Source organism: Curtobacterium sp. VKM Ac-2889 (assembly GCF_015350855.1).
Classification (GTDB): Bacteria; Actinomycetota; Actinomycetes; order Actinomycetales; family Microbacteriaceae; genus Curtobacterium; species Curtobacterium poinsettiae.
Genome location: NZ_JADKSC010000002.1, coordinates 782,192 through 808,313 on the forward strand (window position 1 = coordinate 782,192; position 26,122 = coordinate 808,313).

Annotated in this window: 22 protein-coding genes; 3 read left to right on the plus strand and 19 right to left on the minus strand. The window is 71.6% G+C overall.

Annotation, left to right across the window (positions count from 1 at the left end; translation table 11 throughout):
• Positions 1-11 precede the first annotated feature (11 nt).
• From ITJ50_RS09500 to ITJ50_RS09565, 14 genes are all read right to left on the minus strand, one after another.
• Positions 12-1,007 carry a 1-phosphofructokinase family hexose kinase gene (locus ITJ50_RS09500; protein ID WP_042538717.1) on the minus strand — a complete coding sequence of 332 codons (996 nt, stop codon included), beginning with the start codon at positions 1,005-1,007 and terminating at the stop codon, positions 12-14.
• Positions 1,004-1,792, minus strand: coding sequence for a DeoR/GlpR family DNA-binding transcription regulator (locus ITJ50_RS09505; RefSeq protein WP_056069518.1), 789 nt, complete (start codon positions 1,790-1,792; stop codon positions 1,004-1,006). Before ITJ50_RS09505 ends, ITJ50_RS09500 begins: the two co-directional genes overlap by 4 nt.
• Positions 1,793-1,989: 197 nt before the next feature.
• Entirely contained in the window at positions 1,990-3,177 is a 1,188-nt protein-coding gene (locus ITJ50_RS09510) for an ABC transporter permease (protein ID WP_323749899.1), read from the minus strand.
• Positions 3,174-3,935: an ABC transporter ATP-binding protein gene (locus ITJ50_RS09515; protein WP_228499453.1), complete on the minus strand. Its 762-nt coding sequence runs from the start codon at positions 3,933-3,935 to the stop codon at positions 3,174-3,176. The genes ITJ50_RS09510 and ITJ50_RS09515 overlap by 4 nt, the downstream gene beginning before the upstream one ends.
• Complete coding sequence (locus tag ITJ50_RS09520; protein ID WP_194590376.1) at positions 3,932-5,053, minus strand: peptidoglycan-binding protein; 1,122 nt, start codon at positions 5,051-5,053, stop codon at positions 3,932-3,934. Before ITJ50_RS09520 ends, ITJ50_RS09515 begins: the two co-directional genes overlap by 4 nt.
• Positions 5,050-5,568 (minus strand): hypothetical protein, encoded by a 519-nt coding sequence (locus tag ITJ50_RS09525; protein WP_056069528.1) that lies wholly within the window; start codon positions 5,566-5,568, stop codon positions 5,050-5,052. Before ITJ50_RS09525 ends, ITJ50_RS09520 begins: the two co-directional genes overlap by 4 nt.
• Positions 5,565-6,785: a sensor histidine kinase gene (locus ITJ50_RS09530; protein ID WP_194590377.1), complete on the minus strand. Its 1,221-nt coding sequence runs from the start codon at positions 6,783-6,785 to the stop codon at positions 5,565-5,567. Before ITJ50_RS09530 ends, ITJ50_RS09525 begins: the two co-directional genes overlap by 4 nt.
• Positions 6,782-7,435, minus strand: coding sequence for a response regulator transcription factor (locus ITJ50_RS09535; RefSeq protein WP_194590378.1), 654 nt, complete (start codon positions 7,433-7,435; stop codon positions 6,782-6,784). The genes ITJ50_RS09530 and ITJ50_RS09535 overlap by 4 nt, the downstream gene beginning before the upstream one ends.
• 45 nt (positions 7,436-7,480) lie before the next feature.
• Positions 7,481-8,035 carry a DUF2231 domain-containing protein gene (locus tag ITJ50_RS09540; protein ID WP_194590379.1) on the minus strand — a complete coding sequence of 185 codons (555 nt, stop codon included), beginning with the start codon at positions 8,033-8,035 and terminating at the stop codon, positions 7,481-7,483.
• Between the two features lie 76 nt (positions 8,036-8,111).
• Positions 8,112-10,280: an ATP-dependent Clp protease ATP-binding subunit gene (locus ITJ50_RS09545; protein ID WP_194590380.1), complete on the minus strand. Its 2,169-nt coding sequence runs from the start codon at positions 10,278-10,280 to the stop codon at positions 8,112-8,114.
• Positions 10,281-10,333: 53 nt separating this feature from the next.
• Positions 10,334-11,752 (minus strand): MFS transporter, encoded by a 1,419-nt coding sequence (locus ITJ50_RS09550; protein ID WP_194590381.1) that lies wholly within the window; start codon positions 11,750-11,752, stop codon positions 10,334-10,336.
• 104 nt (positions 11,753-11,856) lie between these two features.
• Positions 11,857-12,144, minus strand: coding sequence for a twin-arginine translocase TatA/TatE family subunit (tatA, locus tag ITJ50_RS09555; protein WP_416354616.1), 288 nt, complete (start codon positions 12,142-12,144; stop codon positions 11,857-11,859).
• A 148-nt stretch (positions 12,145-12,292) separates the two neighbouring features.
• Positions 12,293-13,849 carry a sugar transferase gene (locus ITJ50_RS09560; protein WP_052481748.1) on the minus strand — a complete coding sequence of 519 codons (1,557 nt, stop codon included), beginning with the start codon at positions 13,847-13,849 and terminating at the stop codon, positions 12,293-12,295.
• A 111-nt stretch (positions 13,850-13,960) separates the two neighbouring features.
• Complete coding sequence (locus ITJ50_RS09565) at positions 13,961-16,678, minus strand: glycoside hydrolase family 2 protein (RefSeq protein ID WP_056069539.1); 2,718 nt, start codon at positions 16,676-16,678, stop codon at positions 13,961-13,963.
• Positions 16,679-16,915: 237 nt separating this feature from the next.
• On the opposite strand from ITJ50_RS09565, the gene ITJ50_RS09570 reads away from it, so the two are divergent.
• Both ITJ50_RS09570 and ITJ50_RS09575 read left to right on the plus strand, forming a co-directional pair.
• Positions 16,916-17,335 (plus strand): hypothetical protein, encoded by a 420-nt coding sequence (locus ITJ50_RS09570; RefSeq protein WP_017886372.1) that lies wholly within the window; start codon positions 16,916-16,918, stop codon positions 17,333-17,335.
• A 115-nt stretch (positions 17,336-17,450) separates the two neighbouring features.
• The gene (locus ITJ50_RS09575) at positions 17,451-18,281 is read left to right on the plus strand and encodes an aldo/keto reductase (protein ID WP_017886373.1); all 831 of its coding nucleotides are present in this window, start codon (positions 17,451-17,453) and stop codon (positions 18,279-18,281) included.
• Positions 18,282-18,353: 72 nt separating this feature from the next.
• Here the strand turns inward: ITJ50_RS09575 and ITJ50_RS17880 are convergent, their stop codons facing one another.
• Entirely contained in the window at positions 18,354-19,499 is a 1,146-nt protein-coding gene (locus ITJ50_RS17880) for a class I SAM-dependent methyltransferase (RefSeq protein ID WP_071250560.1), read from the minus strand.
• 123 nt (positions 19,500-19,622) lie between these two features.
• Between ITJ50_RS17880 and ITJ50_RS09585 the strand changes: the two genes are divergently transcribed.
• Positions 19,623-21,680 (plus strand): Ig-like domain-containing protein, encoded by a 2,058-nt coding sequence (locus ITJ50_RS09585; RefSeq protein WP_017886375.1) that lies wholly within the window; start codon positions 19,623-19,625, stop codon positions 21,678-21,680.
• Positions 21,681-21,750: 70 nt separating this feature from the next.
• Here ITJ50_RS09585 and ITJ50_RS09590 read toward each other — a convergent pair whose 3' ends face one another.
• From ITJ50_RS09590 to dnaK, 4 genes are all read right to left on the minus strand, one after another.
• Complete coding sequence (locus ITJ50_RS09590) at positions 21,751-22,161, minus strand: heat shock protein transcriptional repressor HspR (protein WP_027464889.1); 411 nt, start codon at positions 22,159-22,161, stop codon at positions 21,751-21,753.
• A 126-nt stretch (positions 22,162-22,287) separates the two neighbouring features.
• Entirely contained in the window at positions 22,288-23,292 is a 1,005-nt protein-coding gene (locus tag ITJ50_RS09595; protein WP_017886377.1) for a DnaJ C-terminal domain-containing protein, read from the minus strand.
• Positions 23,293-23,333: 41 nt separating this feature from the next.
• Complete coding sequence (locus tag ITJ50_RS09600) at positions 23,334-23,993, minus strand: nucleotide exchange factor GrpE (RefSeq protein ID WP_082046895.1); 660 nt, start codon at positions 23,991-23,993, stop codon at positions 23,334-23,336.
• A gap of 2 nt (positions 23,994-23,995) precedes the next feature.
• Positions 23,996-25,861 carry a molecular chaperone DnaK gene (gene dnaK / locus ITJ50_RS09605; RefSeq protein WP_194590382.1) on the minus strand — a complete coding sequence of 622 codons (1,866 nt, stop codon included), beginning with the start codon at positions 25,859-25,861 and terminating at the stop codon, positions 23,996-23,998.
• Between the last annotated feature and the right edge of the window lie 261 nt (positions 25,862-26,122).

Here is a 26,122-nt window from a genome sequence, read left to right on the forward strand (position 1 = left end):
TGGGGTGGGGATCAGGCGGGTTCCGGAGCCGGGTGCGTTTCGAGCACCCGGACGGAGACCGCCGTCGGGTCGGTGTGGTCGAGTGCCGGCACGTCACTGCCGGGCAGTGCTGCGGCCGCGGCCCCGGTGGCGACGGCCTGTGCGAGACGCTGCTCCGGCGACGCTCCCGCGACCTCGGCGAGCAGGTAGCCGGCGAGCGAGGAGTCCCCCGCGCCGACCGTCGAGCGGGCGATGATCTTCGGTGCGGCCGCGGCGAAGGCCCCCTCGTCCGAGACCAGCACGGCTCCGGCGCTGCCCAGGGTGAGCAGGACGGTGCCGACGTTCTTGCGCCGCAGCCGCTGGGCTCCGGCGACGGCGGCGTCGAGGTCGCGCTCGTACTCCTCGGGGTCACCGCCGACGACCTCGGCGAGTTCCTCGGCGTTCGGCTTCACCAGGTCGAGGTGTTCGCCGGACTGCAGCAGCGCGGTGAACGGCACCCCGGACGAGTCGACGGCGATCCGGACGTCCGCACCGTGGCGGGCACGGACGGCCCGGACGAGCACGGCGAGGGCGTCGTCCGGCAGACCGGGCGGCAGGGACCCGGCGACCACGACCCAGCGGGCGGCGGGTCCGGTGGCGGTCGCGGCGGCGGTGTCGGCCACCAGGGCGGCGAGGTCGTCGAGGCGCCCGGCGAGCGAGGGGCCGGGTTCGTTGAGCTTCGTGGTGGTGCCGGTCGGCTCGGTCACGGTGACGTTCGAGCGGAGCGGTGCCCCGATCGGCAGCGCGGCGGTCGGGATGCCGCGCGTGGCCAGGCCGAGCAGGACCGGGTCGAGCTCGTCGCCGGGCAGGACCGCGACGGTGTCCCCACCGCTCGCGACGACCACACGGGAGACGTTGACGCCCTTGCCGCCGGGCTCCGCCGTGGACCGGGTCGCGCGCTGGACGGCGCCGCGCTGCAGTTCACCGGCGAGCTCGATCGTGCGGTCGAGCGACGGGTTCGGGGTGACGGTGACGATGCGGGCGTTCATGCGACGACCACCTCGACGTCGGCGTCGGCGAGTGCTCCGGCGAGGTCGGCCGGGGGCTGGTCGTCGGTGACGAGCGTGTCGATCTCGTCCAGGCGTGCGAACCGCATCAGGGCCTCTACGCCGTGCTTGGCGGCGTCGGCGAGCACCACGGCGCGTCGGGCGGCGAGCACGTAGGCACCCTTCACGGCGGCCTCGTACTCGTCGGGAGTGCTCAGGCCGAAGCCGGCGGACAGGCCGTTCGTGCCGATGAACGCCACGTCGGGGCGGAGCGCACCGATCTGCTCGACGGTTGCCGTGCCGACCGCCGCGCTCGTGACGCCGCGGACCCGGCCACCGAGCAGGTGCAGTTCGAGGTGCTCGCTGTGCTGCAGGGTCGCGGCGATCGGCACCGAGTTCGTGATGACGGTGATCGTCGAGCCGGCGACCTCGGGCTCCCAGCGGGCGAGTTCGGAGGCCACGGCGGCGCAGGTGGTGCCGGCGTCGAGGGCGATCGAGCCGGTGAAGGTGGGCGGCACCAGGCGCATCGCGGCGCGGGCGATGGCCGACTTCGCGGTGCCGTGCTGTCCCTCGCGCTCGGCGACGCTGAGTTCGACGACGCTCGAGCGGCCGACGGGCACCGCTCCCCCGTGCACCCGGCGCAGGACCCCGGCGGACTCGAGGGCGTCGAGGTCACGGCGCACGGTCTCGGTGGTGACGTCGAAGTGCTCGGCCAGGCCTGCGACGGACACGCGACCGGCGGACTGCAGCTCGGCGGCGATGGCGGTGTGCCGCTCGGTTGCGTACATGCCCGAACTCCTTCGTTCCGTTGGGTTTCGAGCACTGTACGTCGCAAACCCACAAGAACGCAACCGTTCCGTCCTGAAACCAACAGGTCCACAGGTATCGGCCATCACGCCCGCGGGGTCGCGGCGACCGCCTGGAGGCCCGGTGCCGGTCCGGGGGACCGGCACCGGGCCTCCTGTGCGGACGTCCACCGCACGCGTCAGACGGCCGCCAGGGCGGACGTCGGTGGGATCCTCGCCGCGCGGGCCGCCGGGTAGAGCCCGGAGACCCCGCCGATCACGACGGTGGCGCCGAGCCCGGCGACGACGGCCCAGACCGGCAGCGCGACCGGCCACCCCCGGGTGACGGCGAACACGACGGTCACCCCGACCCCGAGGACGACACCGGCCACCCCACCCAGGAACGACAGCAGCAACGACTCGACCAGGAACTGGTCGCGGACGTCCCGACGACGTGCGCCGAGGGCACGACGGACACCGACCTCGGCGCGGCGCTCCAGGACGGTGATCACCATCGTGTTCGCCACCCCGATGCCACCGACCAGCAGCGCCACCCCGCCGATGCCGACGAGCAGCCCGGTGAACGAGTCGTCGGTGGCGTCCTTCGCGGCCAGCGCGTCCGAGGGCCGGGTGACGCCGACGTCCTGCGGGTCCCCCGGCCGGACCGCGCCGGCGAGCAGGTCCCTCGACCGTTCGACGTGCGCCGGGTCGACGCGTGTGTAGACGGCGGTCGGTGCCCCGTCGAAGCCCAGCTGCTCGGCGAACCCGCGGGGCACGAACACCCGCGAGTCCAGGTCCGCGGCGAGCGCCACGGGTTCGAGCACCCGGACCACCTGCACCCACTGTCCACCGAGCCAGACCCGGCGGTCCGGCCGTGGGTCGCCGATGCCGAGCACGACTGCGGCCCGCGCTCCCAGCACGACCTGCGGCGGGGCACCGGCGGCGTCGTCGATCCACCGTCCGGCTGCGAGCCGCCCGCCGAGCACCCGTGGCACGTCGCCCCACGCAGCGAGGACCCCGAGGCCCTTCGTCTGGGGTGCCGGGACGAAGTCGTTCCGGTACACGCCGGTGTCCGGCACGGTGCCGACCGCAGCAGCCGACTCGACGTCGTCCTGTCGCAGCACCGACTCGAGTGCGGTGGACGGCAACGGCACCGGTTCGCCGAGGCCCTGCGCCTGGGTGAGGGTGAGCACGTTCGTGCCGAGCGTGTCGAGCACCTGGTCGACCTTCGCCTTGCTCGACGACGAGATCCCGACGACCGCGAGCATCGCCGCGATGCCGATCGCGATGCCCAGCGCGGACAGCACGACGCGACCCGGTCGGGTCCGCAGCCCGAAGACGCCGAGGCGGAGCAGGTCGAGTCCGCCCACGGACCGACGGCGGCTCACGGGGCGACCTCGTCGACCGGCGCGACCTCGGGCTCGATCATGCCGTCGCGCATCCGGACCTGCCGGGGCAGCGATGCCGCCAGGTCCAGGTCGTGCGTGATGACCACCACCGTCGTGCCCGCAGCGTTGAGCTCGCGCAGCAGCTCGACGACCGTCGCACCGGACGCCGTGTCGAGCGCCCCGGTGGGTTCGTCGGCGAGCAGGATCGTCGGGTCGCCGACGACGGCCCGCGCGATGGCGACGCGTTGGCGCTCGCCGCCGGAGAGCTGGTGCGGTCGGTGGTCCACCCGGTGTGCCAGTCCCACGCGGCCCAGGGCCTCGACGGCCAGTCGGTGCCGCTCGCGCCGGGGGACCCCCCGGTAGAGCAGGCCGTCGGCGACGTTCTCGGCGGCGGTCGCCCCGGCCTGCAGGTGGAAGTGCTGGAAGACGAACCCGATGTGGTCAGCACGCAGGCCGGACAGATCGTCGTCGGACATCGTCGCGACGTCGTTGCCGGCGATCGTCACCGTGCCCGAGGTGGGACGGTCGAGCGTGCCGACGACGTTGAGCATCGTCGACTTGCCCGAGCCCGACGGGCCGACGACCGCGACGAGCTCCCCCGCGCCGACCTCGAGCGAGACCCCGCGCAGGGCTCCGACGTCGCCGTGGGTCTTCGTGACGTCCCGGAGCGACAGGACGGCGGCCGCCGGCAGGACGGCCGCGGCGGGCACGGCGGCCGTGACGGGCACGGCGGGAACGGCGGGAACGACGGCGCTCATCCGGGCACCACCACCCGGTCGCCCGCGGTCAGGGCGCCGGTGACCGCGGCCCGCCCGTCGGCGCTGAAGCCGGGCTCGACCCGGACCCGCTCGGTCGTGCCGTCCCGCTGCACGACGTCGACGGCGTACCTGCCACCGGCGCCCGCGACGAGGGCGGCGACCGGCGCGGACAGGACGTCGTGCTCGGTGGTGCCCTCCGCGTCGACCTGCGCGGACGCGGCCTCGGGCAGGGACCGCTTGCCCGGGTCGAACGACACCGAGACGTCGACGGCCGTGCCGCCGTCCTCGCTCGTCGTCGGCTGCACGTCGACGACGGAACCGGGCATGGCCGCACCGGCGCCGTTCACGCGGACCTCGACGTCGGTGCCGACGGCGAGCCGCTCGGCATCGCGCTGCGGCACGGTCGCCGTGACGACCCGCCGGGTGCTCGTGACCTGCAGCACGTCGGTCGTCGCGCCCGCGCTGCCGGCCGCTGCACCAGCACCACCCGCGGCCGCTCCCGCACCACCGTCGATCCGCTCGCCGAGGCGCCCCTCGACCGAGGCGACCCGGACCGCGCCGTCCACGAAGGCGACGTCGTCCGCAGTGAGCACCCCGGTGCCCTCGTGTCCCCGGTCCTCGTGCCACTGCCGGACTGCTCGCTCGGTCCGCGGGCCGAACCGGTCGTCCACGGACACGTCGTACCCGAGCGCTGCCAGGTTCTCGTTGAGCTGCCGGACGTCCGCGCCCTGCAGCCCCCGCTCCAGGTCGCGCCAGAGCGGCACGGTGCCGTACATCGACCGGACGTCCCGCTCGTCGACGGCGTACAGCGCCCCGTCGCGTTCGACCACGTCGCCGACCCGGGGCAGCCAGGTGATCGTGCCGGCGGCTGCACCGGGGACCCCCGAGGCCGCGCCGTACCCGAGCGTCCCGGCGAACACCTTCGAATCCGTCAGGTCACCGCGCGTGACGGTGCCGGTGGCTCCGGCGGGTGCAGTCCCGCCGCGCGACGCACTGCTGGCCGAGGCGCCCGCACCGTTCGGCGCCACGGCGAGGGCCCACGTCCCGACCCCCGCGGCCACCGCTGCGACGAGGCACCCCGACATGATCACCCGGCGACGGGCGCGTCGGTGGGTCACGACCCGGCTCCGCCCTGGACAGCCTCGAACGCCGCGTCGGTGCACGGCCCGGCGGCCTCGTCGAACGCCTGTTGGTCGTCCGGCTGGAACCGCATCTGCGCGTCCTGGTCGTCCGGGTAGTCCGGGAACCCCTGCTCCCGCAGGCACTCCGCCGTCCTCCGGGCGATCTCCTCGGTGCCGGGCATCGGTTGCGCGGCCTGCGCGTCACCCGCGGCCGCAGAGTCGTCGAGGCAGCCCTTGAGGTCGTCCTGGTACTGCTCGGGGTCGACGCCGTCCGGTGCGCTGAGCTGCATCGACCCGCCGCCGGTGCCGGGGTCCGGCATGTCGTAGCCGCGGTCGCGCATGCACTCGGCGAGGGCGACGCCGGGTGCCGCGCCCCCGGAGGCGGTCGTCGCGTCGTCGTCGGGTGCCGGGTCGGAGCAGCCGGCCAGCAGCAGGGGCAGCAGGACGACGGCCGCGGCCACGCTCATCAGGGACCGGGTGCGACGGGTGGTCGTCATCGTGGTGTGGTTCATGCCTCCAGCACAGCGGACGGGCTGTTTCGCCCCGCGTGCACGTCGGGTTGCACCGGCGAAACACCGACCCGGACGAGCAGCCCACCGGTCGGCCGTGCGGTGATCGACAGCGTCCACCCGTGCGCGTGCACGATCGCGGCCACGATCGACAGGCCCAGACCGCTGTGCTGCCCACGTCCGGCGTCCGCGCCGCCGCGACGGAAGGGTTCGACGAGCAACGCCGCCTCGTCCGCCGCGACCACCGGCCCGTCGTTCTCGACCACGAAGCCGTCCGGTTCCGTCGTCACCCGCACGGCACCGCCGGGTTCGTTGTACTCGACGGCGTTGCCGACGAGGTTGCCGAGCAGCTGCCGCAGCAGCGTCGGCTCGCCGGACACGACCAGGCTGCCAGGAGGCCCGGTCCGGCGTTCGTGGGTCAGCGTCACTCCCGCCTCGGCCGCGTCCCGGGCCGCGCTCGCGACGACCTCGTCGGTCACCTCGACGAGGTCGACGGCCCGTGTCGCGCCCGCCAGGCCGCGGTCGGCCTCGGCGAGCACGAGCAGCGACGCGACCAGCCGCTCGGTCCGCCGGTTCTGCTCGAGCAGCTCGGCGCGGACGGCACGCACCTCGGCCGGGTCGGCGTCGTCGTGCAGCCCGATCTGCACCGCGGCGCGTTGCACTGCCAGGGGCGTCCGGAGTTCGTGGGACGCCTGGGCGACGAACCGTCGCTGGCTCTCGAACGCGGTCTCCAGGCGGGCCAGCAGGTCGTCGACCGTCCGCGAGAGCCGTCGGAGCTCGTCGTCGGGTCCGCCCAGGGCGATGCGCTCGTGCAGGTTCGACGCGGAGATCCGGTTCGCGGTCGCCGTGATCCGGTCGATGGGACGGAGCACCCGGCGGCTGACGATCCAACCGATGCCGCCGGCAGCGATCCCGGCGCCGGCGATCCCGATCGCGGACCACTGCCACTGCTGCACCGCGACGAGGCGGATCACCGCCACGGCACCAGTGCGCTCGTCCGCCGCCGCTGGGTCCACCGCGAGCGGGGCCGGAGCGGTCGTGGCGCTCCCCGATCCGGACGGTGGTCGCTCGACGGCCGCCGTGTCGAGACCCGCGCCGACGCCCGCCAGGGACATGGTGTTCGTGAAGACCACGACCCCGGCCGCGAGCGCCATGGCCGCCAGCGCGAACGTCAGGGCCGTCCGGGTCCGGATGCTCCAGCCCCGGGCCCACCGACTCACAGCGAGTAGCCCTGGCCGGGCACCGTCCGGATCGGGTCCGGGTCCCCGAGTTTCCGGCGGAGCTTCGACATCGTCACGCGGACCGCGGCGGTGAACGGATCGGTGTTCACGTCCCAGACCTTCTCGAGCAGGTGCTCGGCGGAGACGATGCGGCCGTCCGCGCGGAGCAGGGTCTCGAGCACCCCGAACTCCTTCGACGTCAGGTCGAGCGGGTGACCGTCACGTGTGGCCATCCGCCGGTTCGTGTCGACGACGAGTCCCGAGCGTTCGAGCACGGGGGCGACGGGTGGGACGCTCCGCCGACCGAGCGCGCGGACCCGGGCGACGAGTTCCGGGTACTCGAACGGCTTGGTCAGGTAGTCGTCCGCACCGAGCTCGAGCCCCTGCACCCGGTCGCGCAACGTGGTCGCTGCGGTGAGCAGGAGGATCCGTGTGAGTGCGCCACGAGCGGTGAGCCGCCGTGCGACCTCGTCGCCGTGCAGCCCGGGGACGTCGCGGTCGAGCACGACGACGTCGTAGTCGTGCACCGCCAGCAGCTCGTCGGCGTCGTCGCCTCGGTAGGCGACGTCCACCGCCATGTCCTGTCGGGTCAGGCCCGTCGCGATCAGGTCGGCGAGGGGCCGTTCGTCGTCCACCACGAGTACGCGCATCGATACATCACACGTGACGTACCTGTACTGGACCTGGGAGGCAGATCAGGCGTCGAACGGCACCTCACCGTGGTCGCTGACGCCGGCGCGCTGCCGGTAGGACAGGTGTCCGCCCAGGTACCCGCCGACACTCACGACGGCGAGCCCGGCGAAGCCGAGCATCTTGCCGGCACCGTGGTTGCCGCGCTTCCGCTGCAGCCACGACAGGCCGTACAGCGACAGCCCGGTCCAGTTCACGGCCTGGTGCACCCATCCGGTGCGGAGCTGCTCGCGGTCCAGTTCCGACCAGTCGACGTAGCCGGCGACCGAGGCGCTGCTCGCCGAGACGACCCCGACGCCGACCAGGGTTTTGGCGGCCTTCGCGTTGCCCTTCCCGCCGAGCAGGTCGAGCACCGCGGCGGAGATCCAGGCGCCGAGCGGCACCTGCACCATGAGCGGGTGGATCGGGTGACCGAACGGGACTCCGTGCAGCAGCTGACGCAGGGCCTTCGGCTTGGCCAGGGCATTCACGACGGCACGGTCGATGTCGACGGCCTTGTCGAGCACGCTGGCGTGCTCGACGGCGTCGGTGAGGCGGCGGAGCGCGCGGATCTCCGGCATGCTCTGCAGCCAACACCCTGGAGGCCCGGCACCGGTCTCAGGAACCGGTGGCGGGCCTCCCGTCCGTCTTGGTGGGCTACTCCTCGACGATCTCGGCCAGCTCGAAGGGCTCGACCGTCAGGCCGTCGCCGTCCGCGGCGACGTCCACCCGGACGGTGTCGCCGTCACGGACGTCACCCGACAGGATCGCGCGGGCCAACCGGTCGTCGATCTGCCGCTGCATCAGGCGACGCAGCGGCCGCGCACCGTAGAGCGGGTCGTACCCGCGCTCCGCGAGCCAGCCGCGCGCCTCGGGGGTGACCGCGAGCTCGAGCCGGCGGTCGGTCAGGCGACGAGCCAGCCGGTCGACGTAGAGCGACACGATCTGTCCGAGGTCCTCGGCGGTCAGGGCCTGGAACACCACGATGTCGTCGAGGCGGTTGATGAACTCGGGGCGGAACGCCTGCTGCACGAGCTCACGGACCGCCTCCTCCCGCTGCACGTCGCTCAGGGACAGGTCCGTCATGAACTGCGACCCGAGGTTCGACGTCAGCACCAGGATCGTGTTCCGGAAGTCGACCGTGCGGCCCTGGCCGTCGGTGAGCCGTCCGTCGTCGAGCACCTGGAGCAGCACATCGAACACCTCGGGGTGGGCCTTCTCGATCTCGTCGAGCAGGATCACCGAGTACGGACGGCGCCGGACGGCCTCGGTGAGCTGCCCACCGGCCTCGTACCCGACGTACCCGGGCGGGGCACCGATCAGGCGGGCAACGGAGTGCTTCTCGCCGTACTCGCTCATGTCGATCCGGACGAGGGCCTTCTCGTCGTCGAACAGGAACTCGGCGAGCGCCTTGGCCAGCTCGGTCTTGCCGACGCCCGTCGGGCCGAGGAACAGGAACGAACCGGTCGGACGGTCCGGGTCGGAGATGCCGGCGCGGGTGCGCCGGACGGCCTCGGACACGGTGGTCACGGCCGTGCGCTGCCCGATGATGCGGCGGCCGAGCTCGCTCTCCAGGTGCAGGAGCTTCTCGGTCTCGCCCTGCAGCAGTCGGCCGAGCGGGATGCCCGTCCACTGCGCGATGACGGCGGCGATGTCCTCGTCGGTGACGCTGTCGTTCACCATCCGGTCGGCGCTCTCGGCCTGTTCGGCGGCGGCGAGCTCGGCCTCGATGCGGGGCTTCTCGCCGTACTCCAGGCGGGAGACGAGTTCGTAGTCGGCCTCGCGCTGGGCTCGCTGCGACCGCATGTTCAGGTCGTCGAGCTGCTGCTTGAGCTCACCGATGCGGTTCAGGCTCGCGCGCTCGGCCTGCCAGCGCTGCTCGAGCTCGGCCAGCCGGGCCCCGCGCGTGTGCAGCTCGTTGCGCAGGGTCTCGAGGCGGGCCTTGGAGGCGTCGTCCTTCTCCTGCTTGAGCGCGAACTCCTCGACACGGAGACGGTCGACGTTCCGCTTCAGCTCGTCGATCTCGACGGGGCTGGAGTCGATCTCCATGCGGAGTCGACTGGCGGCCTCGTCGATCAGGTCGATGGCCTTGTCGGGCAGCTGGCGGCCGGAGATGTACCGGTTCGACAGGCTCGCGGCGGCGACCAGTGCGGAGTCGTTGATCGTCACCTTGTGGTGCGCCTCGTAGCGTTCCTTGAGCCCGCGGAGGATCGCCACGGCGTCCTCGACGCTGGGCTCACCGACGTAGACCTGCTGGAAGCGACGCTCGAGGGCGGCGTCCTTCTCGATGTACTCGCGGTACTCGTCGAGGGTCGTCGCACCGATGAGCCGGAGCTCACCGCGGGCGAGCATCGGCTTGAGCATGTTCGACGCCGCGACGGACCCCTCGCCGCCACCGGCCCCCATCAGCGTGTGCAGCTCGTCGATGAACGTGATGACCTGCCCGTCGGAGTCGTTGATCTCCTTGAGCACGGCCTTCAGCCGCTCCTCGAACTCGCCGCGGTACTTGGCGCCGGCGATCAGGGCGGAGATGTCGAGCGAGATGAGCCGCTTGTCCTTGAGGGAGTCGGCGACGTCGCCGGCGACGATGCGCTGCGCGAGCCCCTCGACGACGGCGGTCTTGCCGACGCCGGGCTCGCCGATGAGCACCGGGTTGTTCTTGGTGCGGCGCGTGAGCACCTGGGACACGCGCCGGATCTCGGAGTCACGTCCGATCACGGGGTCGAGCTTGCCGCTGCGGGCGATCGTCGTGAGGTCGATGCCGTACTGCTCGAGGGCGGTCTTCTGTCGTTCTTGCGAGTCAGGAGCGCCCTGGAGGTTCGCCATGCGTTCCGTCCTTTCGTTGCGGTGGTCCTGGACTTGAGTCTACTCCACTCAACTTACGTCCGCGCGGGCGTATTCCGGATCCCGACCGCGCAGACGACGGCACCGGCCAGCAGCAGGAGCGCCATCACCACCATGGCCCGGTGCAGCCCCTCGACGCTCACCTCGCCGCCGAGCACGACGCCAGCGAGTGCCACCGTGACCAGGCCGGCGATCCGGGCGAAGGCGTTGTTGACCGCCGACCCGGAGCCGGCCTCGGACTGCGGGACCGAACCGAGCACCGCACTCGTCAGGGGTGTGACCATCAGCGCGATGCCCACGCCGATCAGCACCAGTCCGGGGAACACCGACCACCAGTAGCCGTCCGGGTCGTCGCCGGCGAACAGCAGCAGGAGCGCCCCGACCGCACCGACCGCCGGCCCCGCGGCCATGAACCAGCGCGGGCCGTACCGACCGGCGAACGACCCGACGGCGGTGGAGAGCACGAGCAACATGATCGTCGGCGGCAGCGTCGCGAGGCCGGCGAGCCAGGCCGGGAACCGCCAGACCTCCTGCAGGAAGAGCGTGACGACGAAGAAGACCATGCCGAGTGCGCCGTAGATGGACAGCGTCGCGAGGTTGCCGACGGTGAAGTTGCGCGCCCGGAACAGTTCGAGCGGCACGAGCGGCGACCCGGCCGTCCGGGTCACCCGCAGTTCCCACGGCACGAACGCCACGAGGGCAGCGGCACCGAGCACGAGCGCGGCGACCACCACCGGGGAACCCCACCCCAGCCGCTCCTGCTCGATGAGCCCGAGCACGACACCGCCGACCCCGACCACGGCGAGCAGCGCCCCGACGACGTCGATGCGTGGGCGGACGACTGGGTGCACCTCGCCGGTGATGCGCAGGACCAGGGGGATCGTCACGGCGATCGGCACCGCGGTGAGCACGAAGATCCACCGCCACCCGATCCCGTCCACCACCAGCCCGCCGGCCACGGGCCCGAGGATGGTGGCTGCACTCGACCAGGCTGTCCACGTGCCGATCGCCTTCGCCTGCGCCGCCCCGCGGAACGCCGCCACGATCAGCGCGAGCGCACTCGGCATGACGAGCGCTCCGCCGACGCCCTGCAGCGCCCGGGCGACGATGAGCACCTCGCCGGTCGGGGCGATCGCGCACACCACGGACGCGATGCCGAAGACGACGAGCCCCCACGTGATGATCCGGACGCGGCCGAACAGGTCGGACAGGCTGCCGGCGACCAGGATGAGCGAGCCCAGGGTGACCAGGTACGCGTCGACGACCCACTGCTGCACGACGAGTCCGCCGCCGAGCTCCTGCCGGATCGCGGGGAGTGCGACGTTCACGACGCTCGAGTCGAGCCCGACGACGAACGACGCCAGGATCGCCACCACCAGCACGATCCGCCGGTCGTCCCGGAGCGGCGCGACACCGTGCGGCACGGGGGCCGGAACGGGAACGGGAGCGGTCATGTGCTCATCCTGCGGCACCGGGTACCCCGCGGTCGATCCCGCACGACGAAGCCCCCGCGACCGGTGTGGTCGCGGGGGCTGCCGACAGGACGGGGCTGGGTGTCCTAACGCCGGGAGTCGGTGTTCGGCTGCGCGGTCGGCCCCGGGTTCAGGACCGGACCGGCGGCGGGCTCGGTGGGGACGTTCTGGACGGTGCTGTTCTGCACCGTGCCGTCCGGAGCCGTGCCGTTGGCCTGCGCCTTCTTCTCGTCGTCGGACATCTCCTTCTTGAAGATGTTGATCGACTGGCCGAGGCCCTTGGCGAGCGCCGGGAGCTTGGTCGCGCCGAACAGCAGGATGACGATCCCGAGGATGATCAGCAGGTGAATGCCGCCGAGGTTTCCGAGCATCATGACTCCTTGTTGTGGAACTGGTCGCCGTCCGGTGATCGTCGTCGACCCACGCGGCGGAAGTCCGTGTGCCTCCATCGTAACTCCCCCGCCCCTGGAAGCCCAGGCCGGCCCCCGGAACGGACACCGTTCGTCCAGGGAAGCGCAGCGCTCAGTACGCGCCGCGGGACCGCAGCACCGACGGGACGGTGCGGGCGAGGATCACCAGGTCGTGCAGGAACGACCAGTTCTCGACGTAGTGCAGGTCGAGCCGCACCCCTTCGGCCCAGTCGAGGTCCGATCGGCCGCTGACCTGCCACAGGCCGGTGATCCCCGGGGTCACGAGGAGTCGGCGGTCGGCGAAGTCCTCGTACAGCGCGACCTCGCGGGGCAGGGCCGGTCGGGGGCCGACCAGGCTCATCGACCCGGTGAGCACGTTCCACAGCTGCGGCAGTTCGTCGAGCGAGGTCCGTCGCAGGAAGGCACCGACCCGGGTCACCCGCGGGTCGTCCTGCATCTTGAACAGCGGACCGGCGCCCTGGTTCTCGGACTGCAGAGCAGCCATGCGCGCCTCGGCGTCGACGCACATCGTCCGGAACTTCAGGATCGGGAACTCCGCGCCACCGCGACCGACGCGGACCTGCCGGAAGAACACCGGCCCGCCGTCGTCAGCGCGGACCGCCAGCGCGACCGCGGCCAGGACCGGGGAGAGCAACGCCAGGCCGAGCACGGCGCCGACGACGTCGAGCGCCCGCTTGCCCATCCGGCGGCGGTAGTCGGGGGTCTCGACGTGCATGAGCGGCAGCCCGTCGACCGGGCGCTCGTGCACCCGCCCGGCGGCGATGTCGGCCAGGGGGGAGGACACCACGAGCTCGACGCCGTGTTCCTCGAGCTGCCACCCGAGGCGACGGAGGCGGGCGTGCCCACCACGGACGGCACCCGCGACGACGACGGCGGAGACGCCCTCGGCCCGGGCGTGCGCGAGCACGTCATCGATGCCCCCGACGACCGGAGCCGTTGTCGCCCCCAGGTCGACACGGGCCCCGGCCGGAGCGCAGTCCGTGACGACGGCCCGCACGCGGTAGCCGGCACTCGGCGCAGCGGCGATCCGCGCACCCACGTACCGGACGTCCTCGGCGTCGCCGACGATCAGGACGTCCTGCAGGTGCTCGCCCCGGGCGCGACTCCGGGCGAGCACTGTGCGGACACCCTTGCGGCCGAGCGCCAGGAACGCGAGCCCCAGCGGGAACGCGATCGCGACGTACCCGCGGGCCAGGTCGAGCTGCGCCGCGTACGCGACGACCGCGACCCCGGCGATGGCGACGAGGCTCGCGGTGACGAGGCGGCGGTACTCCTCGCCGCCGATGCCGGCGATCCGGGGGTCGCGGGTGCGGAACGCCGAGAGCAGGAGCATCCAGACCACGACGATGGCGGGGGCCACCACGAACTCGAACCAGCCCGAGCGTGGTCGGACGGATGCGAGCTCCCAGGGGAACCGCACGACGTGGGCGATGGCGAACGCGGTGAGCAGCAGCGCGAGGTCGAGCAACGCCACCGCGGGGACGAACCCCCGGCGCGCCCCCGCCGGAGCGACCGTCCGGAGTGACGCCGTGGCACCGACCGGCCCGGCGGACGTCGGCACCGTCGAGTTCAGCGCGGTCGGGTGGAGCACGGTCGAGTGGAGCACGGTGGGGACCGCTCCGGTGGGTGGGCGCATCGCGAACGACATCTGGGGCCTCCTGTCGACCGATCGACGAGGAGATCGATCGGACGCCGGAGTCGCTCAGGTCACGACATCGAGCGGCGCACCATTAAATATATCACCGTGTCGTTCTGCATATCAACGGTCGAGTGCGCGGTCCAGACTCCAGAGCACGGGCGCCTCCCGGAGCGCGGGGACGTCGGCCTCGGTCACTCCGCGCAGACGGAACACCACCCGTTCGCCGGGCAGCAGCGTCATGAACCCGCGGTCCACCGTGCCGCCGGCCGCCACACGGTCCGGCTGCACGAGCAGGTCGCGGACGAGCGAGTCAGCCTCGACGGTCAGGTCCACGCCGCCGTCGACCACCGCGAACGCGGTCCGGTAGCGCGCCGGCTCCCAGCGCATCGCAGCGTCGGGGCCGGGGGTCCAGACCGCACGGCGCCAGTCCATGTCCGCGACGATGAGCTCGTTCGCCGGGTCGTCGACGACGCCCACCGACTCGGGCAGCGACACCACCGCGACGCCGGCGCCGGACAACCGGACCGGCAGCGACACCTCGGCCAGGATCGTGCCGGCCGTGGTGATCCGGCGCACCCGGACGACGCTGTCGTGCCCGGTGCGGGTCGACCGGACTGCCACCTCGACGGGCGAGGACCCGAAGGCGCCGGGCGAGACGCCCAGCGAGAGCGTGTCCGCGAGCGCACCCAGATCGGCCGTCTCGCCGACCGCAGGCGGCGCACCCGGGTGATCCGGGCCTCCCGTCCGCTCCGCACCCGACGCACCCGACGCACCCGACGCGCTGGTCGGAACGACCGCACCGGACGCGTCGGCCGCCCCAGGCGCCACCGACACCGACGACACCGGACGGATCGTCAGCAGCACGTCGTCGTACAGGCGGCGCAGCTCGTGCGCCAGCGGCTTCAGCCGCCCTGCCGAGTCGATCGCGGACCACGACGACACCGGCCACAGGTCGTTCAGCTGCCACACCACCACGCCGGTGTTCCGCGGCCAGTGCGTGCGCCAGTGCTCGATGCCGGTCGCGATCGCCCGTGCCTGCTGCAGCTGCGTCAGGTAGTGCCAGGCGTCGAACGCTGCCGGATCGACCGTGCCGAAGCGCGGCTCCAGCCCGCGGGCCAGCTTGGCCATCCCGTCCGCCGCCTTCTGGTGGTGGACCACACCGGGCGAGTCGACCCGCAGCGGCGCGTCCGTGACCGCCTCGCGCAGCGTGCGCCAAGCGGGCGGCGCCTGCCAGCCGAACTCGGACACGAAGCGCGGCACCGACTCGCGGTAGGCGGTGTCGGGCAGCCGGTTCCAGACGTCCCAGGAGTGGTGCGTCTCGTGGTCGACCTCGTTCGCGGGCAGCGACTCGGAACCGGACCACGGCGACGCGACCGTGTAGAAGCGCGACGGGTCGACGGCGTCGACGATGGTCGGCAACAGGTCGAGGTAGTAGTCGAGGCCCCAGCCCCGATCGCCCAGCTCGGCACCCCAGCCGTCGGCGTCGTGCAGCCAGATGTTCTCGTTGTTGCCGTTCCAGACCACCAGCGAGGGATGGCGGGCGAGCCGGGCGACGTTGTCCCGCGCCTCGGCGATGACCTCGCTGCGGATCGGCTCGACCTCCGGGTAAGCCGAGCACGCGAACGGGAAGTCCTGCCAGACGAGCAGTCCGAGTTCGTCGCAGACCTCGTAGAAGTCGCGCGATTCGTACACGCCGCCGCCCCAGACGCGCACGAGGTTCGTGCCGAGCGACGCCGCGGCACCCAGCCGGGACTCGAGCCGGGCGCGGTCCACGCGCGAGACGATGACGTCGTCGGGGATCCAGTTGACGCCACGGACGTCGACGAGGGTGCCGTTGACGTGCACCGCGAAGGGGCGACCGATGCCGTCCACCTGGGTCTCGATCCGGGTCGACCGGAAGCCGGTGCGGAACGTGTCGCGGTCGAGCACCTCGCCGTCGACGGTCTGCAGCTCGACCACGACGTCGTACTGCGGCTGCGCGCCGTAGCCGCGCGGCCACCAGCGTCGTGCCTCGGGAACGCGCACGGTGACGACCGTCTCGTCGTCCTTCGGGGTCAGCTGCGCGCGGGAGCGCTGACGCGTGGTGGCGCCGTCCTCGGTCTCGCCGCTCACGGTGACGACGAGCACCAGGTCGTCGTCCTCGCCGTCCTGGTCCAGGTCGTTCATCCCCGAACGCTCGACGGTGATGTGGGCGTCGAGCACGCCCTCACCGGCCTCGACGTCGACGAGTGGACGCACCTCGCGCAGGCGCGCGGTCGACCAGCGCTCGATCGCGACCGGCCGCCAGGGGCCGCTCGTGACCGCGGTCAGGCCCCAGTCCCAGCCGAAGTTCGACGCCATCTTGCGGATGTACGGGAACGGTTCGTCGTACGGGCCCGGCATGCTGCCGGCCTTCGCGGCCACCCGGCCGGCCTCGCGGTACGGCGACTCGAACAGGATCTCGAGGTCCTTCGTGGTGCCACCGGACCCCGTCTGCACCCGGGCGTCGAACCGGTAGCGGCGGTGCATGTTGCGGGTCGTGCCCACGACGACGCCGTCCAGGCTGAGCTCCGCGACGGTGTCCAGGCCGTCGCAGACCAGGTCGACGCGCTCGTGTCCGCGCGGGTCGACGTCGACCGTGCGGCGGTAGGCCCAGTCGGCGCGGCCGACCCACTTGGCGGCCTGCTCGTTCAGGTGGAACGTCGGGTCCGGCAGCAGGCCCTCCCGCTCCAGGTCGGTGTGGACCTGGCCCGGCACCGTCGCCGGGATGGTGCGGCCCACGACGCCGTCCGGCGCACCGGTTCCTCCGGCCATCGTCACGGTCCAGTGGTCGCGGAGTTCCTCGCGTTCGAGGGTCATGCGGGTCCTTCTCTTCGGCGGCAGGGTGTCCGTCAGCCTCGGTCGGGGACGCCGGCCGGCGGCCCGGCCCACGACCGGTCCCACGGCCTGGAGGCGCGGCACCGGTTGCCCGGGCGTCGTCACGCCGCGCGCGCGAACGGGGTGCGCTCGCGCGAGGGGTGCTCGGCGATGCTAGTACGGGATGCTTTCGGCAACCTAGGTGGTGACAGGGGCGGGTCGCGCGGGCAAGGTGGGAACGTGATCACCGTCGAACTCGCCAGGTCCCTCCGTGACGCCGGCCTCCGCTGGCACCCCGAGACCGGGGACCGGTTCGTGATCGACAAGCCCGGCATCGACGACGACGTCTACACGGTGTCCGAGATGACCGTCGAACGGCACGACTCCCCCACCGGCACGATCCTCGGCTTCAACGGCACCACGGAGTGGGCCCTCGACTCGGTCACCGCGTCGGAGTCGCTCTGGCTGCCCCGCGAGGACCAGCTGCGCGACCTGCTCGGGCCGTCGTTCATCGGGCTGACCCGGGTGCCGGTCGGCGGGCGCGTGGTCTTCACGGTGACCGCGACGATCGGGGGCGTCGACCGCAGCTTCGCGTCCGAGGTGCCCGCGATCGCGTACGGGCAGGCACTGCAGGCGTACATCACGGCTGCGCTCTCCTGAGCTGCGCAGCCCGCGCGGCGCAGCCCGAGCGGCGCAGCCCGCGCGGCGCGCCCGGGCTCGCCGTTCCTGGGTGTCGGCGGAATGCGCGCTGAGGGGCGTTTGGTTGCATGGGTCCATGACCGTTCCGAACATCACCCTGAACGACGGCAAGACCATCCCGCAGCTCGGCTTCGGTGTCTTCCAGATCGACCCCTCCGAGACGAAGGCCGCCACGCTGGCTGCGCTCGAGGTCGGCTACCGCCACATCGACACCGCCGAGATGTACGGCAACGAGAAGGAGGTCGGTGAGGCGATCGCTGCGTCCGGCATCCCGCGTGAGGAGATCTTCGTCACCTCGAAGCTCAACAACGGCTTCCACGACCCCGAGGCTGCGCTGGAGAACGGCAAGAAGTCGGCCGAGCTGCTCGGCGGCTACACCGACCTCTTCCTCATCCACTGGCCCCTGCCCACCGTCTCGGACTTCGTGCCGACGTGGAAGGCCTTCGAGGAGCTCTACGCCGCCGGTACCGCCCGGTCGATCGGTGTCTCGAACTTCCAGACCAACCACCTCAACCGCCTCGCCGCCGAGACGACCATTACCCCGGCCGTGAACCAGATCGAGGTGCACCCGTACCTGGCGCAGGACGAACTCCGTGCCTACAACCGCGAGCACGGCATCGCGACCGAGGCGTGGTCCCCGATCGCGCAGGGCCTCGTGCTCGACGACGAGACCATCACCCGCATCGCCTCGTCGGTCGGCAAGTCCCCGGCGCAGGTCGTCCTCCGTTGGCACATCCAGCGCGGCGACATCGTGTTCCCGAAGTCCGTCACGCGCGCCCGCGTCGAGGAGAACTTCGCGATCTTCGACTTCGAGCTCTCGGACGAGGACATGACGGACATCACCGGCCTCGACAAGGGCCACCGCACGGGTCCCGACCCCGACACGTTCGACTACGTGCCGGCCTGATCGATCCCAGCACAGCAGCACGTCGCGAGAGCCGTCCGGGTCAGCCCGGGCGGCTCTCGCCGTCCGTGGCCGTCAGCGGTTCGTCGCGACCGAGGCCGTCACGGTGAACTTCGGGGTCCTGACGACCTCGCGGGTCGGCCCGACCAGGCGCGAGAGGACCGGCCGGTAGCGCAGGTGCGTGTTCCAGACGCACCACAGTTCACCGCCGGCCTGGAGGATCGTGGCCGCGTTCCGGAACATCGCCTCGGCGGTGTCCGTGGTCACCGCCGTGTCCGCGTGGAACGGCGGGTTGCACAGCACCAGCTGCGCGGACCCCTCGGCGAGCTCGTCGCCCGCGTCGGTCCGCAGCACCGTCACCCGGTCGGCGACCCCGTTGGCTTCCGCCGTCGCGCGCGTCGACTCCACCGCGATCCGCGACACGTCGGTGGCGACCACGCGGACGTTCGGTCGGCGCAGCGCGATCGCCGCTGCGATCACGCCGTTGCCACTCCCCAGGTCCACGACCGTGCGCGCGGTGGGGACCGCTCGGTCCATCGCGTCGAGGAGCACCCGCGTGCCCTGGTCGAGCGACGTCCCCGCGAACACGCCACCGTGTGCCACCAGGGTCATGCCGAGGTCGTCGACGTGCACCGACCGGGGCCAGGGGTTCGTGGTCGCGGCACGGGTGGCCTGGGCGCGGAGCGGGTCCTGCGCGATGAGCAGCCGCGACTTGCCCCGGCCACGCGAGGCAGCGACGTCGCCGAACGACCGGCGCAGCACGTCGTTCTGCGACAGGTTCATGTACTTGACGTTGCCGCCGCAGAGCAACACGACGTCGGGCGCGGCGAACCGGGCGACGGCGCGGGCGATCTCGTCCAGACGGTCGTGCGACTTCGACAGCCGCAGCACGACCAGCCGGACGTCGCGGAACGCAGCCTCGAACGAGTCGGGGTGGTGGAACCCACGGAGTCCGAAGGTGCCGGCGTTGGCCTCGAGCGCCCGCTCCCCCACCAGGGAGTCCTGCACGACCCGGATGTCGCTCGCGCCGTACTGCGTGATGAGGCCGAGCGTCAGCACCCCGTACCGGTCGTCGACGACCGCGACCTCGCCCGGCTGCCGGAGTGCGTCGCCGTGCACGTGCGGTGCTTCGTCGAGCAGGAAGCGGTCGGTGCCGTCGATCGCGATGAGGTCGGGCGCGTCGTCGTCGCGTCGGCGGAAGAGGTCGGCGAAGTCTGGCACCGCGTCAGCGTACCCGGCGACAGCCCGCGGCGAAGCGCATGGTGATTGCACTCGCGATATCAACAGCCTGTGTATTTCACATGTCAATACACTGGGAGTCCCCCCCACCAGAAGGAGCCCTCAATGGCATCCACATCGTTCCGGAGCGCCGCGGTCGTCTGCGGCGTCCTCACCGCTTCCCTCGGCTTCGGCTTGCTGACGCCCGCGGCCGCCACCGCTGCCACCGCCACTCCCGCAGCCGCCTCGTCGTCGGACTCCACCGTGCAGGAGACTCTTCCGGACTTCGATTCCATCCCCGTCGATCCCTCGCTGGAGGCACTGCGCTTCTCCATCGACTGGAGCACCCCGTGGTCATCCCGCATCGTCGGCGGACGAGCCGGTGGTGGCGACGACGTCTGGCTCGTCAGCGGCAACCAGGTGTACGACCGGAGCACCACCGGCATCTTCTTCCTCGTCGTGCAGGACCGCCACAAGGACGAACCGCTCGAAGCGATCCGCGTCCACACCGCCGCCGACGGCACCCAGACCCGCGGCGAGCGCACCCCGATCCCCCGCACCATCAAGATCGACGGACTGCAGCAGCAGAACACGTTCACGCCCGGCACCACCCACTTCGCCGGCAGTGCGACCGCCGGTGCCACGATCGTCGCGAAGGACACCACCTCGGGCGCCACCCTGTTCACGACCGAGGTCAGCGGGGCACGCAACGGGACCGGCACCTGGAACGCCGATGCCGACCTCGCCGACTCCGACCACGTGATCACCCTCACGCAGACGACGACCGACGGTCGGAAGAACGAGCTCCGCGACGTGCGGTTCTCGCCGGCGGCATCGGAGGCGCCGCAGGCGCCGACGGTCGTGCAGAAGGGGCGCGTCCTCGACGGGTCGTTCGTCGTGGCGGGTTCCGTCGCTGAGGACGTCGACTCGGTCGTCGTGCAGGACGAAGCCGGCTCCACCATCGCCGACGCCAGCCTCGGCGAGACCGGCTACTCCGCTCGGCTCCCGCAGGACCGCGTCGGCTCCACGGTCTACGTCGTCGGACGCACTGCCGACGGCACCTCCTCGGCCCGCGTGCCCGTCGCGCTCGAGCAGCTGCCGATCGACCCGACCGCCGCCGCACCGTCCCTCCGGTCCGTGTTCGTCTACCCGGACGGGCGCGTCCAGGTGGTCGGGGAGCGCGATGACGCTCCTGGGCTCTGGATCCTCGACGGAGACCGCGTCGTCGGGCACACCACCCGCGCCGATGCGGTGTGGAGCTACACGATCGCCGCCGCCGCGACCGGCAAGCAGCTCGACATGGTCAACCTGGTCTTCAACGGCCGCGACTTCAGCGGGACATCGGAGCGCGTTGCGCTTCCCCGCCTCCTGCGGGTCGAGGGCCTCGCGGACGAGAACGACTACACGCCGGGCAAGCGGGCGTTCGCCGGCACCGCCGAGGCCGGCGCGACGATCACCGCGACCGACCAGCGCGGCCAGCGACTCTTCGAGACGAAGGCAGACGGCGCACGGTCGGGCGTGGGCACCTGGGACGCCACCGCCGACCTGACCAGCAAGGACGGGTACGAGGTCACGTTCACGCAGACCACCGCCGACGGACGCTCCTCGGTGATGCGCAACATCGCCTTCACCACCGAAGACGACGCCGTCGCACCGCTCGTGGTCACGTCCCCCGGGATGAACGGCACCGCCTCCGGCCCCCGCCCCACCTTCACCGGCACGGGCCAGGCCGGGTCCACGATCGAGATCCGCGGCACCTCCCGCGTCGTCGGGACCGCCGAGGTCAACGCCGACGGCAAGTGGAGCGCCACGTCGAGCATCGACCTCGGCCGCGGCAGCTACGCCCTCACCGCGAAGCAGACCACCACCGGCAACGCCACCAGCGAAGCCCCCGTCCGCTTCTCCGTCACCGCCACGGCAGCGCCGTTGACGGTCACGTCCCCCGGGATGAACGGCACCACCACCGGACCCCGCCCCACCTTCACCGGCACCGGCCAGGCCGGCTCGACGATCGAGATCCGCGGCACCTCCCGCGTCGTCGCGACCGCCGAGGTCAACGCCGACGGCAAGTGGAGCGTGGCGTCGAACATCGACCTCGGCCGTGGCAGCTACGCCCTCACCGCGAAGCAGACCACGCCCGGCAACGCCACCAGCGAGCTCCCCGTCCGCTTCACCGTCAAGTAAGCCACACAGCCCACACAGAACGCCCCCGGTGACCACTCGGTCACCGGGGGCGTTCGCCTGTCGATCCCCGTCAGCGCGGTCCGCGGTACAGGACGATCTGCGTGTTCCGCTGCGGCCGCGACCCCGCCTTGAGCGAGATCGCCGCACCACTCGCGGTGGCGGCGAAGACCCGCGCACCGGGCCGGTTGATGAGCTGGTCGGCCAACGCCGACTCGAGTTCGCGCACCCGGTCGCGCAGCGCCTTGTTCTCGTTCTCCAGGTCGAGCACCCGCCGGATCCCCTCCAGCGACACCCCCTCGGAGCCGAGTCGCGCGATCTCGCGCAACTGCACGACATCGCGCATCGAGTACCGCCGCGACCCACCCCGGGTGCGACCCGGCACGACCAGGCCGAGCCGGTCGTACTGCCGCAGCGTCTGCGGGTGCATCTCGGCGAGCTCCGCAGCGACCGCGATCGCGAAGACGGGCGAGTTCTCGTCCATGTCGGTCATGGCGCGTTCCTTTCCGTCGTCCGCGTGGGGTGGAAACCAGCCTGGAGGAACGGCGAGCGTCCGTCAGGAAGCCGCGCCGTTCCTCCAGGCCGGGTCTACTGCATTGCGTGCGCGACGCTAGTCGCGCGCCTTGGCGAGGAGGTCCTCGCGGGGGTTCTCGTCGGGCAGCGCAGCCGCAAGTGCCTCGACGGCCTCGCGCTGCTTGTCCGACAGGTGCGACGGCACCGCGACCTGGACGGTCGCGAGCAGGTCGCCCGTGCCGTTCTTCGTCGTGACGCCGCGGCCCTTGACGCGCAGGACGCGACCCGACGGCGTGCCGGGGGCGACCTTGAGCTTCACGGGCGAACCGCCGAGCGTCGGGACCTCGATCGTCGCGCCGAGCGCTGCCTCGGTGAACGTCACGGGGACGTCCACGCGCAGGTTGAGCCCGTCGCGCTCGAACACCGGGTGCTTCCGCACCGACACGGCGACCACGAGGTCACCGGCCTCTCCGCCATCGGGCGAGGGCTCGCCGCGGCCGCGCAGACGGATCTTCTGACCGTCGGCGACGCCCGCGGGGATGCGGACGTTCACCGGTCGGCCGTTGCCCTGCGACAGCTTGACGGTGTCACCGGCGATCGCCGTGGTGAAGTCGAGGGTCGTCGACGCCGTGACGTCGCGGCCCTTCGTCGGCCCGCCGAAACCGCGGTAGCCGCCGGAGGTCTGGCCGAAGCCGCCACCTCCGCCGAACATCCCGCCGAGGATGTCCTCGAATCCACCGGCACCGCCGGGGCCACCCTGGCCGAAGCGGACACGCTGTCCGCCGCCGCCCTGCTGCCCGAACATCCCGCCGAAGACGTCCTCGAACCCGCCCTGGCCCCCGCCGCCCGCTGTGAAGCGGGCGCCGGAGCCCATGGCACGGACCTGGTCGTACTCCTGGCGTTGCTCCTTGTCGGAGAGCACCGAGTACGCCTCGCTGATCTCCTTGAAGCGGTTCTCGGCGGCGGCGTCACCCGGGTTGGAGTCCGGGTGGAACTGCCGCGCGAGCTTCCGGTACGTCTTCTTCAGCTCGGCGTCGGAGGCGTCCTTGGACACGCCGAGGACCTTGTAGAAGTCCTTGTCGAACCAATCCTGACTGGCCATGGATCACCTGCCTTCTTCTGTCGTCACCTTGGGGACCCGGCTCAGGCCGGGACCGCCACCGCGACCTTGGCCGCGCGGAGGACGCGCTCACCGAGCTTGTAGCCCGGCTCGACGACGTCCGCGACGGTCTGTCCGGTGGCGCCCGGGGTGGGGAGCTGGACGATCGCCTCGTGGATGTTCGGGTCGAACGCCTCGCCCTTCTCGCCGATCTGCACGAGCTTGAACTTCTCGAAGCCCCCGCGGATCTTCTGGCCGATGACCTGCATCGGCCCCTCGGCGAGGTCACCGTGGGCCTCGGCCCGGGTGAGGTCGTCGAGCGCCGGCAGCAGGGCCCGCACCACTTCGGCGATGGCGACCTCGCGGTTGGCCTCCCGGTCACGCTCGACGCGCTTCCGGAAGTTCACCAGCTCGGCCTGCGCACGGAGCATGTCCGCACGCATCTCCGCGACGAGGTCGCGGTCCTCGGTGCTGAGCTTGTCCTCGGCGATGCCGCGGGCCGCGTCGGCGAGCAGCGCTTCGTCCTCCGGGGAGAGGTCGTTCGCTGCATCGGCCGCCGGGCCCCCGGCGGCGGGGCCGTCCGTCGGTACTTCGACGTCGGGCCCCTCCGCCTCGATGAGGTCCTCGGGCTCGGCCGCGTTCGTGGCGTCGCCCTCGACCTGGGGCTCGTCCTCGTGGGGCGCGTTGTCCTTGGGATCCGTCATCGTTACTTCTTGTCCTTGTCGTCCTCGTCGTCCACGACCTCGGCGTCGACGATGTCCTCGTCGTCGGCCGGCTGCTCACCCGCGGGCTGCTCGCCACCGGCGGCGCCGGCTGCTGCGTCCTGCTGGCTGTAGATGGCCTGGCCGAGCTTGCCCTGCGACTCGTTGAGCTTGTCGAAGGCGGTCTTCACGGCGTCGTCGCCCTCGCCCGCAAGAGCGGACTTGAGCGCGTCGACATCGGCCTGCACCTCGGACTTGACGTCCGCGGGGAGCTTCTCGTCGTTCTCCTTGATGAGCTTCTCGATCGAGTAGACGAGCTGCTCGGCCTGGTTGCGACGCTCGTTGGCCTCGCGACGTGCCTTGTCCTCGGCGGCGTGCTCCTCGGCTTCGCGGACCATGCGCTCGATGTCCTCCTTCGGCAGCGACGAGCCGCCGGAGATGACCATCGACTGCTCCTTGCCGGTGCCCTTGTCCTTGGCGGACACGTGCACGATGCCGTTGGCGTCGATGTCGAAGGTGACCTCGACCTGCGGCACGCCACGGGGAGCCGGGGCGATGCCGGTGAGCTCGAAGGTGCCGAGCGGCTTGTTGTCGCGGGTGAACTCGCGCTCGCCCTGGAAGACCTGGATGGCGACCGACGGCTGGTTGTCGTCAGCGGTCGTGAAGGTCTCGCTCCGCTTGGTCGGGATCGCGGTGTTGCGGTCGATGAGCTTCGTCATCAGGCCGCCCTTGGTCTCGATGCCGAGCGACAGCGGCGTGACGTCGATGAGCAGGACGTCCTTGCGCTCGCCCTTCAGCACACCGGCCTGCAGCGCGGCACCGACTGCGACGACCTCGTCCGGGTTGACGCCCTGGTTCGGGGACTTGCCACCGGTCAGCGACTTGACGACCTCGGCCACGGCGGGCATACGGGTCGAGCCACCGACGAGCACCACGTGCGCGATGTCGTTGACCGAGACACCGGCTTCCTTGATGACGTCGTTGAACGGCTTCTTGGTGCGGTCGAGCAGGTCGGAGGTCATCTGCTCGAACTGTGCGCGCGAGATGGTCTCGTCCAGGTTCAGCGGGCCCTCGGCGGTGAGCGTCAGGTACGGGAGCTGGATGTTCGCCGACATCTGCGACGACAGCTCCTTCTTGGCCTGCTCAGCCGCTTCCTTCAGACGCTGCTTGGCGATCTTGTCCGTGGACAGGTCGACGCCGTGCTCGTCCTTGAACTTCTTGACCAGGTAGTCGACGATGCGCTGGTCCCAGTCGTCACCACCGAGGCGGTTGTCACCGGAGGTCGCGCGGACCTGGATCGTCGAGAAGTCATCGTCCTTGCCCACCTCGAGCAGGGAGACGTCGAACGTGCCGCCACCGAGGTCGAAGACCAGGATGAGCTCGTCTTCCTTGCCCTTGTCGAGGCCGTAGGCGAGAGCGGCGGCGGTCGGCTCGTTGATGATGCGGAGGACGTTGAGGCCGGCGATCTCACCGGCGTCCTTCGTGGCCTGGCGCTCGGCGTCGTTGAAGTACGCCGGCACGGTGATGACCGCGTCCGTGACGTCTTCGCCGAGGTACTGCTCGGCGTCGCGCTTGAGCTTGCCGAGGGTGCGGGCCGAGATCTCCTGCGGCGTGTACTTCTTGCCGTCGATCTCGGTGGTCCAGTCGGTGCCGACGTGACGCTTGACCGACGCGATGGTGCGGTCGACGTTCGTCACGGCCTGGCGCTTGGCGGTCTCGCCGACCAGGACCTCGCCGTCCTTCGTGAACGCCACGATCGACGGCGTGGTGCGCATGCCTTCGGCGTTGGCGATGACGGTGGGCTCGCCACCTTCGAGAACGGAGACGACGGAGTTGGTGGTTCCGAGGTCGATGCCTACTGCACGTCCCATGTGTTGCTCCTCTTGCTTGGGGGTAAGTCGTTGGACTTGCGTCCGATGGACTCAACCCTACTCCTGAGTCACCTGGAGTCAACTTCAGGGAGCACAAACCTGCGCCAGTCCCACTCAACTCCCAGTCGGGCGCAAGTGAGGTAGCATGTTCGTATGTTGGTATTTCACGTGATATTCTGAATACACATGCGCCGTTGGAGTCTGTCCACGGGCGTGCCCCCTTACCGCACAGCCGCCGTCGCGCGGCCTGTCCTGAAAGAT